This window comes from Geobacillus sp. B4113_201601, from assembly GCF_001587475.1.
GTDB classification, from domain to species: domain Bacteria; phylum Bacillota; class Bacilli; order Bacillales; family Anoxybacillaceae; genus Geobacillus; species Geobacillus icigianus.
In genome coordinates, this window is sequence record NZ_LQYX01000004.1 from 68,919 (window position 1) to 82,314 (window position 13,396).

Here is a 13,396-nt window from a genome sequence, read left to right on the forward strand (position 1 = left end):
CCCTGGCCGGAGAACACTAAACGAAAAAGCGGCAGGTGGCTTGCATTGAAAGTCGTCTTCCTCTCTCTCTCCTTTCTGCTGCTGTTAGGTGGAACGGCGGTAGGAATGGACTGGCTCCTAGGATTAACGCTGCGACAATCGCTGCATAACGTGCTCAATCCGTTTCGCGTGATGGAAGCGCCGGAGCTGTTTCTTTTGTTTTTATTCATCGCCTTTTGGCTGCTTGACTTGCTCACCGTATGGCTTTGGCGGCGAAAAAAACCTTCCTCTTGACAAAATAGCGGGCAAGCGCATGCGCTTGCCCGCTCTCATCGCTACTGTTTGATTTTTTGCCATACGTTTCGCTGTTCGAGCCATTGACGAACGTGCGTGTGATCGGCGGTGAGTGTAGTTGAGAACATGTCGCCGTCACTTTGCAACAGTTCGATTTCCCCCTGTGCCTCTCTTCCACCACCAAGTATCGCTTTGACCGGTTCATTCCATAAGTCTTGCTTCAGCGCCGCAATGAATGATTCAATTTCTTTTGGGTCGGCCAAAACTAGCACGGTGTTTCCTGTACTTATGTTGCGCAGCGTCACTTGCCGGATCGGCGAGTAGCCGCTCGGACGAAGCAATATATAATATTGCTGTTTATACTCTTTTGACTCCATAATGCGGCGAAAATGATCCATGTACGGCTCGACGGGGACGTCATAACGGCGAAGGAGACGCGTCCCGTCTTTGAGCACGTAGCCGATCACCACCGGCTGATTTTGCTCAAACCGCGATGGGCGCGGCTTGTCGTGCACCAGCTGCTGATGAAACGCCCGCACCGCTTTCATATTGTCTTTCGTACGCAAAAACTGATCATACTCCTCGAACGAGCGGCCGATTAGCTCAGAATGGCGGAATTTGGTCGTCGACTGGCCGAAGTAAACTTGCTGGATCTCAGACAATTCAGGAACGCGCTGGCCGTATCCGAATATATCCAAATGAATCAACCATAACGCCGCCGCCATGATCGCCACAAACCCAACATACCCTTTCCACCGCCGGAAAATCCGCCATGTTTTGGCGATCACCATGCAGGCGATCGCGTAGCCCAACAACGAAAACGCTAGGTAGCCAAACAGGAGCCAACTCGCTTCGCTCTCCACTCCTCCGAAATAAAAGCCGCCAAGCAGCCATGAACACACCGCCACTCCGTATACAAACAGCGGGCGGAACGCCGGAAACGCCATCGCCTGCCCGGCTGTCTCGGTCGGCCGTCGCTCATACAACCAAATCGCGAAGCCAAAGAGGAGAAGCGCCAACAACAACATCCCCCCCGCTTCGCCTGCCTCCATCGATCGATACCCTAACATCTCATAGCGCAGCGGAATCACAAGCCGTTCCACATCAATCGATAAATAATAATCATTCGGAAATCCCGGCAATAATAGCGATAAATTGGTATAAATCAACACAAGAATGCCAGCCGGAAAGACAAGAAGAATATTCGTCAACACGACATGAATCACCGATTGGCCGACGAGCACTCCCACGGCGATGGAAAAAGCAAAAATCACCGTTTCCACCGTTACCGTCTCACCGAACCAGCGCCATACGTCCGCTGCGTTGATCGGCCACGGCAGGTCCAACCCAGCCAAGCAGCCGATGGCAACAAGCGCAGTGAGCAAAAGCGGCACCGCTACCATGAGCCAACCGAACACGATTTGGCTGGTGAGCAGTTCGGTGCGGCGGATGGGCAAACTGTGAATAAAGTCGGCCGATCGTTTATCATGCATATAGCGAAGAACGCCGGCTGCCGCCAGTATCGGAACGAGCCAAGCGATCAACGTCTCAAATCTATTCGATATGTGGTACACGTTTTCCCACTGCGGCACGTTGCCGACTTTCGGGTCATATTGCGAATAGGCAAGTGCGATCGGCAGCACGATCGCTGCCATCCATAGCAACCAATGAATGATGGCAATCCAGCTGATCTGACGAAGATTTTGCGTCCATACAGCGCGGTTAGCCGACCACCGTTTCGCAGACATGAGCGGCACCCCCCATTTCATACATAAAAATTTCTTCGAGCGACAGCGACAGCACATCAAAAATCAGGGGATGAAACGCGCGAACTGTCTCCTCTACGCGCCGCTTTTCGCCGCGCACGACCAAAATCACGATGCTGCCGCGCACTTCGCGGTGAACGATCTCGAGACGTTCGGCCAGTTCATCCGGAAATCCATCGCGAAACGCCAGCTGCAGCTTATGCACACCGGCGCGCAGCTCATCCAAATCGCGCTCCAGCTGCACGACACCGCCCGCCATCAACCCGACCATGCTGCACAAATCTTCGAGCTCGCGCAGATTGTGCGATGAGATGACGACGGTCATCTCCCGTTCGACCACCTCATCAATCAACAATTGTTTGACGTGGCGGCGAACGAACACGTCGAGCCCATCGAGCGGCTCATCCATAATGAGCACATCCGGCCGCACGGAAAAAGCGAGCCAAAAAGCGGCCTGGCGCTGCATCCCTTTCGAAAACTGATGGATTTTTTTGTTGACATCCAATGAAAACGCCGCGCGCAGCTCCGTAAACCGCTGACGGCTGAACGACGGATACACTTGCTCATAAAAATCGGCCATCTGCTGAATCGTTGCCTGAGGAAAAAAATAGACGAAATCCGGCAAAAACAAAATGCGCCGCTTGACTTCTATATTTTCCCACACCTCATCACCGTCGACGGTAATCGTCCCGCGGTCTTGGCGGAGAATACCGGCCATCAATTTTAACAGCGTCGTTTTTCCCGCGCCGTTCGGTCCAAGCAGCCCGTAAATCGCCCCTTTCGGCACGGTCATCGTCGCCCCGTTGACGGCGGGAAACCGGTCAAACGTTTTCGTCACGTCTGCGAGTTGAATCATCGCTCTCCCTCTCTTTCTCCCCTTCTATGATCCATTGCCATAACTGCTCGTTCGTCACTCCTAAAAATCGCGCCTCTTTGACAAGGCGGACAAACTGTTCGTAAACGGCAGCGACCGCTTCCGCATTCGGTTCTTTCGGGCGCGGCGCGACGAAACTGCCTTTTCCCGGCAGCGAATAAATCCAGCCGTCGCGCTCGAGTTCACGGTAAGCCTTTTGAATCGTGTTTGGATTGACCATCAGCTGTTTCGCCATCGCCCTGACCGACGGCAGCTGGTCGTGCGGTTGCCATAGTTCGCGAACGATCATTTCTTTCATTTTTTCCATCAGCTGCTCATAAATCGGCTGTCGGCTTCGTAAGTCAAGCTCAAACATCTCCCCTCCTCCTCCCGTTGTCATTACCGTACTATTACCAATAGTACACGCAAAGTAAAAAAAGAGCAAGCACTTTTCCATAAAATAAGAAAGAGGCATCCGGGGATTCTTTCTTCCTCTCATTCCGGCGCCGTCCGCCGCTATGTTGACCGTTGCAGCTTATCGGGCTGATACGTCTGCACAACCAATCCATCCCCTTTTGGCTCGCATACTCAACGAAAAACAGCATCGCTCTCCAAAGGAGGATATGTACCAAAGGTGAATATGGTCGTCATACAGCGCATTGCCGAGCAGCTCGCCAAGGACAAGGGCTGAGATAAACGTAAACGGGCTCATTTGGCTGATCAGTTTTTTGCCGGCGATTGTAACGACGGCGAACAACAGAATCAAGCCGGTCACCAATTCGATAGTCAGATGAAACCACTTTATACCGCGCCCCCTTGAAAGGTAAAATTCGTTAAAAGCAAGGGCGGTTTTCTTTTGTCTCCGTCGCCCTTGACGACTCTTCCGCATCTCTGGTGGGTGTTAGTCAAGAGCGAATCGGGCTCTATATACCCCTCGATGCTCAATGGGATGATCTGTGTGGAGTTTTCATAGACCTTTTGGCGCTACCGTGCCGTTGCTGTTCGCCCTTTCTTCGTATTGTGCCCCTGTGCGATTTGAGAAGTTTTGCTGTTTATTTTGCGTTCGCACCGACAAATTCTGGATTTTCACCACCAAATGTACTTGACAAAAAAATTTTTCGTGATAAGAATGTCAAAAGACTCTTCACCTTCATCACGTACCTGACTTATGCAACCAAGAAAGAACAGGAAATCAATCATGTTTTGCATACACTTGTGCAGAAGAAGTGAATCGTCTGTCAAGTACATGTTGTGGTGATGAGCCGTCAAAAAGATTAATTACCATTTTTTGTTATCTTCCGTTCAGTCGGGACTTATTATATCATGTTTTTTCAAAAAGTCAAGTACATCTTTCCGTGATGAACCTAAATTCTCCGCAACTGAAAACGCGCTGTCTGTGAGCGTTCGTCTGTCCATCAGCGCATCTGGAAAAGAAAAACTGAATGTTCGCGCCGGCGATTGAAAAGACAAAAACGAGGTCACCTTGCCTGCACCCGCGCCAGGAAATGGGGCTTTTTCCGCCGGTGAAGATCAAGTATAATTAGCCATATTAAGACCGATTTTGCGGAACGGGGGAGAATGATGAACGCTCATACGGAACGAACGAGCGCCGCCAACATGACGCTCTATCCGATTTTGTTCGCCATCAGCCTCGGACACTTTTTGAACGATGCCATGCAGGCGGTCATCCCGGCGCTCTTTCCGATTTTGCGCTCGATGATGGAGCTGTCGTACACCGCAATCGGCTGGATTGCGTTTGCGCTGAACATGACGTCGTCGGTCATGCAGCCGGTCGTCGGTTTTTAGACGGACCGGCTGCCGTCGCCGCGTTTTTTGCCGCTTGGTATGGCGGCGAGCTTGCTCGGCATGGCCGGGCTCGCCTTGGCGATCTGGCTGCGAACGACGAGAAATGACAAAACTATTTTCTTTTCAACCGATTTCCGGCTTTATGAATGAAGACCGAATGAGGTTCAAGTAGATTAGGGGATCGTTCTATGGCGGGGCTTTATATTAATCAACACGTTTTGAACAATTTATTTTATATTTTGGTCGGCGTCTTTGCTTTTTCGTTTATTTATGACCATAGCGCAGCCATCCGGCGCCGCCTCCTTTACAGCCGGGTGCTGCTTGGCGCTTGCCTGACGTTGGCGGCAGTGTTATGCATGAAGTTCCCGATTTACATCGACCCGGCATGTGTCCACGATTTCCGGCAAGTTCCGTTTTTGCTCGGAACGCTCTATGGCGGAAGCGCGGTCGGGGCGGTGCTGTTGACTATGCTCATGTTGGCGCGCACGATTTTGTACGGCTTTCAGCCATTGACATTGATCGTTTACGCCATTATGCTGGCGGCTGCAGCCGTCGTCTCGCCGCTGTTTCGCCGCCTGCCCCGCCCCAGCAAGCTGTTTACTGCGCTTGGGCTGACGTTTTTGTTGGCGGTGCTCACCACCTTTGTCGCTGTCGTGATCGCCGATTTCCAAGTGACGAAACCGTATATCATTTACTTCATTCTGATGCCGCCGTTTGTAATGATGTTTGCGGTTTATTTGATGGAAACGCTCCACGAAGCACAGCTCGCCCGAGCCGAGCTAATGAAAATGGAAAAAATGGAGATTGTCAGTCAGCTGGCCGCCAGCATTTCCCATGAAATTCGCAACCCGCTCACTGTCGTCAAAGGGTTTATCCAGCTGCTGCAAACCGGGCCGCTGCCGCGGGAAACCGAGGAGCGATACATCCGGATCGCCTTAGAGGAACTGGAACGGGCGGAAGCGATCATTCGCGATTATTTGACGTTTGCCAAGCCGGCGCCAAAAGAAACAGAACCGATCGATGTCGCCATCCAGCTTCAAAAAGTATTGCAGATGATCGCGCCCATGGCCCATATGCACTCGGTCAGCCTTTCTTCCTCGCTTGACCATGGCATCGTCATCGGGAACGTGCAATATTTCCAACAATGTTTTTTGAATCTGTTCAAAAACAGCATCGAAGCGATGCCAAACGGTGGAACGCTCCGCGTGACAGCGGAACATCGGGGAACCGCCGTCGTCATCACCGTTTCGGACAACGGCGTTGGCATGACAAAAGAGCAAGTGCGCCGTTTCGGCGAACCATACTTCAGCACGAAAGAAAAAGGAACGGGTCTTGGCGCCATGGTTGCAGTCAAAATTATCGAACAAATGGGCGGGACATGGAACATTGAAAGCGCCGTCCAAAAAGGCACGACGCTGACGATCACCTTGCCGGCCAGCCGGGTGAAGCCGCCGACGGCGGAACGAAGCGTAGCCGGCTGAGCGACAAAACGAGGGTGTCGCAACCAAATCCGGACACCCTCGTTCGTTGCTATATACGTGCTGACTGCTTTTGCCGCCCGATATGTTCGCCTATCTTGAAGGCAGCCGACCTTTTCGGTCAGCCCCGTTTGGTTGTTTGACATCGGCGCGATCATTGAACTTCTTCGAAATAATCTTTGTAAAACCCGCCGACTTTTCCGCTGTTGTCCACGACAAAATAAAACTCGTCCGTTTCGTTTTTCACTTCGTACACGTTGCCGGGCGTCAATACGTTGCTGACCATGTATTTTTCCGCATTCGTATGGACGCATTTCACTTTTTTGATCGTCGGCCGGGTCGCCCATGTGTAATGGATCATGGCGTCATCTCCTTTTTCATTTATGCTGCTTCCTCTACTATTGTAACTGCCGCCCCCTTTCCTTGCAACGTTCCGCGCCCAGCCGGCCGCCTCGCCGTTGGCGGCAGCGGACAGCCGTGCTATAGTGGAACTGTATGCACACTCGCCAACAACGAGGTGATCATGTCTGAAAGGAGAGATGCTAATGTTTTTGCCTTCATTTCGTTTAGACGGAAAAACGGCTGCTCAACGCGGCGGATAGGGCGGTATCCTTCTCGTTTCATCCGCTGTAAACAGGCGGCAAGCGTTTCCCCTTCCGCTACGGTAAACCGTTTTTTCTTCATTCCGTTCGGCGTTCGTTCCTTTTCCGGCCAAACGACCGGTGCGCCTCCCTCCTTTCCCTTGTTATTTTGTCCGAAAAAAAGAAGCCGGATCCTTTCTGTCCGGCTCAGCGCGTCTTTTGCACATATTTTCGGTACAGCCCATACAATTCCGTCGCCTTGTACGTCTCGATTTTTTTCCGCCCGACCGGATGGCGGGCAATGCCTGCCTTTTTCAGTTCGGCGACAAGCCATCCTTTCGATCCGACATGCGCCATGGGCGCTCCCTCCTTTTGCTTGGCTTGTCTTTATGTATATGCGCCTACGCAAAAGTTGAGAACGCCCTAGAGGGGCGGTGATTTACTCGCGCAACCGCTTCCCAGCATCGTTTTTCAAATAGAAAAGCCTTACAACAGTGCACACTTTTTTCATCGACCAAAGGAAACCAATGTTTTTCACCAGCCTTCTAGGAGATCGCTGTTTTAAGCGAGCAGGCCGCTTACCAACCTCGTTTTTCAATACAAAAGCCTTGTCACATTAGGATTGTCTTTCAAACCTGTCGAACTCGGCTTCGTTCATGTTGGAAGGGAGAAGAAGCTTTCCACACGCGCTTATATTCCCTTTCCGTTGCGGAATGGTCTCTCTAAAACAACTCCAACTGCTCCGTTTCGCCAAGCCGTTCGAGCGATTTCGGGGCATGGTCTTGGAAGTAGGCATGATGGATCCATTTTTCCTGCGTCATGATTTGTTTGTTCGGGTCGGATGACGGGCGCAGGCGGCAGCTGTAAATGATCGGGAAATAATCGCGAAGAAACTTCCCTTCCGCATGCGCCGTCAACGCGATAATTTGAAAGCCGAGCTGTTCGGCGATAAAGAACACCGGATTTAAGACGTGGTCGCTTGACGCTTTTCCGAATGGGTTGTCCAAAATGACGGTGCGATGGCGCTTCATCGTCGGTTGGAGGCGCTGTTTTTTCTCGGCGACGTAATTGAGGATGCCTAAAAAGAGCGTCATGTTTTTGCTCCATTTTTCGCCTCCGGACCAGACGTTGCTTTGCTCCCACGAGTATGAGCGCGTCGTCACTTTGTTGTCGTTCGTCACTTTACGGCAGTTCACTTTCATGCCTTCGTTGTTCATGACGATTTGGAGAAGTTGCTTCGATTGCAGCCACATTTCGATTTCCTTCCGCACTTTCGCTTCATCTTGCTGGCCGTGTTCGTTTAAAAAGCGCTCAGACTCAAGCTGCTGCAACATCCATTCAATATGGTTGCGGATGCGCGCTTTTCCGACTTCTTCTTCCCACTCCGGAATGGTAAACGTGAAAATGCGCTTCCATTCGTCCCCGACTTTGACTCTCGTCTTGTTCGGAATTTGCCTCAATTCTTCGACCAATGTGCGCAAATGCGTGTGGATATGGTTGATAAAAGCCTGCAGCTCGGCGTCTTTTTGCCGGATATGTTCATTCGCGTAGTTCGTCGCGCTTTCGACGCTTTTCATCATATGTTTCTTAAAGCTGATAATGTCTTCGTACGTTTCTTTATGCTCAATGCCATTAATTGCCATTTGCTGCATTTTCATATCTTGAATCGACGTGCGGCAAAACTCCCGAAACGACCGTTTGGCGCGCTCGACGCGCTCTTTTGCCGCTTCGACCGCTTGTTTTCCCGCCTTTAAGCTTTCCGTGACCCCTTCGATGAAGCCGCGGCGGTCGTATGAAAATGCCGTCGCTTCTTCCGCGCTCAACGATAAGGCGGCGATCGGCGGCGCGTTGAAATGATGCACCTCTTTCGCTACTTCCAGCTGACGCGCCGCTTGCTCGATGCTTTTCATCTCTTTGGCAAGGCGCTCGCGTTCTTGTTCGAGAAACGCTTTCCGCTTTGCGAGCGCTTCTTGTTCCGCTTCCAACTGCGCGGCGATGTCGGCAAGCGGCGCAGCGAATGGCCACCGCGCCTCATTCGGGAATTTTTCGCGAAACTGCTGCTCTTTCGTTTGCACGACGCCGCTTTGCCGCTCTTTGCGTTTTAAAGCCTCTTGCGTCCTTTGTTTCAGGCGCTTTAACGTTTCTTGAGCCGACGCGATTTGTTCCTCCAGCCGTTCGAGCCGCTGCGCGCCGTCGCTTGGAAACGTCCTCGTTTCGTCAAGGTCGGGACGCTTCTGTTTCAGCTTGTTGATTTCGTTTGTCAGCCTGTCAATCTCGTTTTGTCGAAACTCCCGCTTCGTTTGCCACTCGCTGTACGTCGTTTCAATCCCTTGAATTCGCAGCTTCCATTGGTCAATTTTCGCGCGAATGACCTCTTCGCTCTCCCGTGAGTAAATCGGCGCAAGAGAGCGGAGCGACCGATAGTCGTAGTTTTGTTCAACGGCGCGGCGCTGGGCTTCTAACGACCGAAGGCGCTCTTTCAATTCTGTTTTTTGGGCGCGCGCCTCTTCAAGCCGGGAGCCGAGACGGGCGATATCTTTGGCAAGCGCCGCTAGTTGCTCGTCGAGCGCTTGCGCTTGTTTCCGCGCTTCTTGCACTTCTTTTTTATATTGCATATACTGACCGGCATCCTTGATTTTGTCGCGCCATCCGCGCCATTCTTCCTCGTATTGGCCGATGAGCGATCCGGCTCGCTCGAGATGGGCGCGGCATTCATCGATGCGGGCGTTTTCTTTGTCGATCGCAAGCGTCAATTGTTCAATGCTGCGCAACCGTTCGGCGTGCTCAGCGCGGAGCGATTCGACCGCTTCGTACGGGTGGGCCGCCAAAAACGCGCGCCATGCTTGTTGCGCGTCTTGCCAAAGCCTCAGCTCCGCTTCTTTCTCTTGACGGCGCTGCGTCATGTCGCGGGCGCTTTCGCGGATGCGTTCTTTCCAAGCGCCAAACAAGGCCGGATCGCTCGCTTCCTCCCAATAACGCGGCGCGATCCATTCATGCGGCATGCCCGTCTCTTCCACGCGCGCCGCCTCATCCGTCGACAGCACGACGATCGGCAGCTGCAAGCGGTCGTTCATTTGCCGCACTTTTTGCACGAGCCGCTCTTTTGCCTTCGCCGTCGTCATGAGCGCCGCCGGCCAGAGCGGAAACGCCTGCTTGTTCGCGCGTTCGTCTTCTGTAAGCGACTGCAAATATTCAACACCCGTCGCGACGAAATCAAATTGGTTTTTCCATGAAGCAAGCTGCTCTGCTAAAAACGGGTCGGCGAAAAAGACGTCTTGTTCGCCGTATGCATCGTGAAGCCGCGACACGATCCGTTCTTGCACTAATAGCGCTTCTCGCTCTTTCATTCTTTTTTCGATTTCTTCCTGAAGCCTCATCCGGATCGTCTCTTCTTGGATGTAGACGCTATCCAGTGCGGCCCATTGCGGACGAAGCGAGGCGAGCGTCTGAATGAGCGCTTGCTCTTCGTTCTCAAGCGTTTCGAGCCGCTGCGCCAGCGCCTCGCTCGCCGCCTGCTGCTTCGCCCATTGCTTTTGAAGCGCCTCTTTGTTCGCTTCCGCCGCCCGTTCCGCTTGCTTGGATTGCTTCATCTCTTGGCGCAAGCGGACGATTTCTTCGTCCAACCATTGTTCGCGCTCGATCCATTTTCCCATTTCTTCCTCGACTGACTGCTGCGACGGATTCGCCAATAGGCGCTGCTTTATAGACTCCATGTCTTTTTCTCTTGCATCGATGACGCTTTGAATGCCAGCCCGCTTCTCGCCCGCCTCTTGCGCCGTCCGTTTGAGGGTTTCGATGTCTTTCGTCCATTGTTCGATTTGCGTTTGAATCGGATTCAGTTCATAGCGCACACTTCGCTCCTCTTGGCCGATTTTCTCAAGCTGCTCCATAAAATAACCAAGAAGCGCGCGGCGCGCCATTTCCAATTCTTCTTCACAACGAGCGAGCGTCTCGTCGTCTTTCCGCTTCGCCATCTCCGCTTCAATATAGGCAAGCGCTTCGTCATGCCGTTTTTTCGCTTCTTTGTATCCGGCAAGCCGCAGCGAATCATAGTCGCGCTCAAGGCGCCAAAGTTCTTCTTCCTTTTCTTTCTCTTGCGCTAACGCCCATTCATATTCGCGTTCCAGTTCACGCAAACACGCTTCTTCCACTAACACGTCATACGTCGCTCGCTTTTGGCGGTGCGCCGCTTCCGTTTGCCTCCATTCTTCCCATTGGGCGGCGTTGTTGTTTAGCTCGTTTTCGCCCGCTTGCTTTTGCTGGAGCGTCTCCAGCCATACCCCTTTGGCCCGTTGCTTCGCTTTCGTATACGCGAGCTCTTGATGGTGGAACTCCTCATACGTCTCCACGTATCGCTCGAGTTCTTGCTGGATCAGCTTGTTTTCTTCAATCGTCTCCTTCAATTTCTTATAATGTTTGAAACTGGCAAGCTGCTTTTCAAACATGTCGGCAAACAGTTTCGCGTCATGGCCGACGATCGCGCTCTCGACAATCGGAATGAGCAGGCGGTCAAACAGCTGGTTCGTGCTTTTGCATTCGTCGAAAAACGCTTCGACGCCCCCTTCCGTGCTGTTGATTTTCACGACGCTTTCCCATTCGCTCTCAATAATATGGTACTGCTCTTCAAGAAACGCCTTGTATTCTTTAATGGTCGCAAACGTGCGCGCGAACATCGATTTCGCTTTCATATCATGATAGTAATCTTGCATTTCGCCCCGTTCCGCCGGCCGCTTCCCGCCTTTTCCTTCGCGCACAAACGGGATGCCTTCAATGCCGTGCGGGTCGTTCGCGTTGTATTCGTAAACGTAGCGGAGCGAGTCGAGTCCGTTGTTCGTCATAAACAGCGACACGGCCGTTACGACGTACCGGCGCGGTTTGTCGTTCAACAGCCATTCAATCGCGATATGCGCCGGCGCGTTTTCGAGTTGAAGCGTCTGTTTGATTTTTCGGTCCGCTAAATCAACATGCGGCAAGATCGCTTGCAGCACCGTCTGGATCAACACCGTTTTGCCGCCGCCGTTTTCCAGCAAAATCGCCCCGTTATGTCCGTCAAATCGGAACATTTCATCGTTGTACCGCTTGCGGCCTTCTTCATACACGACGTTCGTCAGCCGAATTTTACTGATCGCTGGCATCGTCCCTCTCCCTTTCAAATCCGTAAATAAACTCGAAAATCCCGCGGTTGTACTCGACTTCCATGAAAAAGCGCTGGATGATCGTTTTCGCTTTTTCTGTCAAAGCGACTTCATCGTTGCCGATGTCGACCACAAGCTCTTGGTCGATTAAAAAGCGCCGTGCCGCATCGAGGAAGCTGAGGCGGCTAATCGTTGCGCCGCTTTGCCGTTTCGCCGTTTCTTTAATATCGTCCATCGCCTCCCATTTTTCAATGATGAGGCTCCAGTTGTATGAAAACTCTTGCTCAAATTGTTTCAATTCGTCCGGATCGTGCCGCTTCAATTGGTCGATGCGCTCTTGCACAAGGCGCACCCATTCGTCCATCGCCAAAAAGTTCCGCGTCGGCTCTGGGCTTTGATACGTGTCGTAAAAGCTGCCGAACAACACGAGAACGGCAAAATAAAGCAAATACAAATCGCCGTTGGTGGCGCCGGCGCGAAGATAATGGCGCTTGATCCAATCGTTGCTTACATGAAACGGCGACAGTTTCGTGCGCGGCACGAGAAACAACCGTTCGCTCGTCAACACGATGACGCAGTCGACTTCGCGGCTGAACGCATCCAACAGCGCGCGGATTTCATCATCGCTCTTATAAAGCTGCACCGCCTGCGCACCTGCCGCTCCTTGCCGCGCAAGTGCCGTATACAATTGAAACGCCTGCATGACTTTTTGTTCTGGATAGTTTCTCATCGTTCCCTCACCGTTATACTCATGTCTTGAATCGAAAACCGCTCGCATTGGCGGATGATGCGACCCGCTTCTTGCACCTCGAGCACGCGCCCGCCAAGCAAAGCGAGCGCCTCGCCGAGAAGCGCGCTTCCTTCTTCCCCTTCCATGCCTTGCTCGACGGGAGAGCGCTGGTGCATCAAGATCCAAAAATCGTAAAACGAGCGCTGTTCATACAAATGCGACTGCCCGATGTCGTCCAAATAATCGAAAAACGCGGCGAGCGTGCCCGCGCGCTCCTGCTCGTACGCCTTTAAAAACAGTTGCATCAACTCTCTATATTTCGCTATGAGCCATGCGCGATACCGATCGCCCTCTTCGGCCTCTTCCGCTTCTAAAAAACGCGGCCCCGCCTTTTCTTTGCGCTCTTCGGTAATGTTTTGCTCGGCGAAAATCGCCATCGGCGACCAAACCTTGTTTTCTTCCACCTTTAAAAATGGATGAAGCACCCCTTTCATCGCCTCAAGCGGGAGCGGAGCCGAAACGATGTGAGACACGATGTCTTGGTCGAAATTAAACGAATGGAGCCCCGTATAATAAAGCGATTCCTGCGCCGTCACAAGCGTCGTATTTTTTAACGAAAGCGCCTTATCCAGGAGCGCCGAATGCGCGTAATGCACCGATTCTAACTCTCTGGCAATTTTGAGCACAAGCTCATACGTCTTCCCTCCCTCTAGAAATGTTGATTTATCAAGGCTTTTCGGCCCCTCAGGGGTGTCCAAAAAATATTTTTCGACA

Annotated in this window: 11 protein-coding genes and 2 pseudogenes; 3 read left to right on the forward strand and 10 right to left on the reverse strand. The window is 52.3% G+C overall.

The annotated features are described in order from the left end of the window. The first annotated feature begins 45 nt into the window (after nucleotides 1-45). Complete coding sequence (locus B4113_RS00975) at nucleotides 46-273, forward strand: hypothetical protein (protein WP_033843912.1); 228 nt, start codon at nucleotides 46-48, stop codon at nucleotides 271-273. A 41-nt stretch (nucleotides 274-314) separates the two neighbouring features. Here the strand turns inward: B4113_RS00975 and B4113_RS00980 are convergent, their stop codons facing one another. The 4 genes from B4113_RS00980 to B4113_RS21075 all read right to left on the reverse strand — a co-directional run bounded on the left by B4113_RS00980 (nucleotide 315) and on the right by B4113_RS21075 (nucleotide 3,781). Then, nucleotides 315-2,021: a DUF6449 domain-containing protein gene (locus B4113_RS00980; protein WP_061912101.1), complete on the reverse strand. Its 1,707-nt coding sequence runs from the start codon at nucleotides 2,019-2,021 to the stop codon at nucleotides 315-317. Then, the gene (locus B4113_RS00985; protein WP_033020654.1) at nucleotides 1,996-2,895 is read right to left on the reverse strand and encodes an ABC transporter ATP-binding protein; all 900 of its coding nucleotides are present in this window, start codon (nucleotides 2,893-2,895) and stop codon (nucleotides 1,996-1,998) included. Before B4113_RS00985 ends, B4113_RS00980 begins: the two co-directional genes overlap by 26 nt. After that, a complete protein-coding gene (locus B4113_RS00990; protein ID WP_033020652.1) occupies nucleotides 2,861-3,268 on the reverse strand; it encodes a GntR family transcriptional regulator in 408 nt (135 codons plus the stop codon). The genes B4113_RS00985 and B4113_RS00990 overlap by 35 nt, the downstream gene beginning before the upstream one ends. 159 nt (nucleotides 3,269-3,427) lie before the next feature. Beyond that, nucleotides 3,428-3,781 (reverse strand): hypothetical protein, encoded by a 354-nt coding sequence (locus tag B4113_RS21075; RefSeq protein ID WP_339232085.1) that lies wholly within the window; start codon nucleotides 3,779-3,781, stop codon nucleotides 3,428-3,430. A 692-nt stretch (nucleotides 3,782-4,473) separates the two neighbouring features. Here B4113_RS21075 and B4113_RS01005 point away from each other — a divergent pair. Further along, nucleotides 4,474-4,779: pseudogene (locus B4113_RS01005) on the forward strand (MFS transporter); the annotation flags it as partial. A 107-nt stretch (nucleotides 4,780-4,886) separates the two neighbouring features. Then, nucleotides 4,887-6,179 (forward strand): HAMP domain-containing sensor histidine kinase, encoded by a 1,293-nt coding sequence (locus B4113_RS01010; protein WP_033843919.1) that lies wholly within the window; start codon nucleotides 4,887-4,889, stop codon nucleotides 6,177-6,179. 151 nt (nucleotides 6,180-6,330) lie between these two features. On the opposite strand, the gene B4113_RS01015 is transcribed toward B4113_RS01010, so the two are convergent. The 6 genes and pseudogenes from B4113_RS01015 to B4113_RS01035 form a co-directional block, all read right to left on the reverse strand. Then, nucleotides 6,331-6,537 carry a DUF6501 family protein gene (locus B4113_RS01015; RefSeq protein WP_033843920.1) on the reverse strand — a complete coding sequence of 69 codons (207 nt, stop codon included), beginning with the start codon at nucleotides 6,535-6,537 and terminating at the stop codon, nucleotides 6,331-6,333. 119 nt (nucleotides 6,538-6,656) lie between these two features. Beyond that, nucleotides 6,657-6,860 carry an NETI motif-containing protein gene (locus B4113_RS21080; RefSeq protein ID WP_033843921.1) on the reverse strand — a complete coding sequence of 68 codons (204 nt, stop codon included), beginning with the start codon at nucleotides 6,858-6,860 and terminating at the stop codon, nucleotides 6,657-6,659. A 104-nt stretch (nucleotides 6,861-6,964) separates the two neighbouring features. Next, nucleotides 6,965-7,114 carry a DUF2639 domain-containing protein gene (locus B4113_RS18365; RefSeq protein ID WP_081897217.1) on the reverse strand — a complete coding sequence of 50 codons (150 nt, stop codon included), beginning with the start codon at nucleotides 7,112-7,114 and terminating at the stop codon, nucleotides 6,965-6,967. A gap of 365 nt (nucleotides 7,115-7,479) precedes the next feature. Next, nucleotides 7,480-11,892 carry a hypothetical protein gene (locus tag B4113_RS01025; protein WP_033843922.1) on the reverse strand — a complete coding sequence of 1,471 codons (4,413 nt, stop codon included), beginning with the start codon at nucleotides 11,890-11,892 and terminating at the stop codon, nucleotides 7,480-7,482. After that, on the reverse strand, nucleotides 11,876-12,622 hold the full coding sequence (locus B4113_RS01030; RefSeq protein ID WP_061912102.1) for a DUF6063 family protein: 747 nt from the start codon (nucleotides 12,620-12,622) through the stop codon (nucleotides 11,876-11,878). The genes B4113_RS01025 and B4113_RS01030 overlap by 17 nt, the downstream gene beginning before the upstream one ends. Next, nucleotides 12,619-13,396: pseudogene (locus B4113_RS01035) on the reverse strand (replicative DNA helicase); the annotation flags it as partial. The gene B4113_RS01030 and the pseudogene B4113_RS01035, both read right to left, overlap by 4 nt.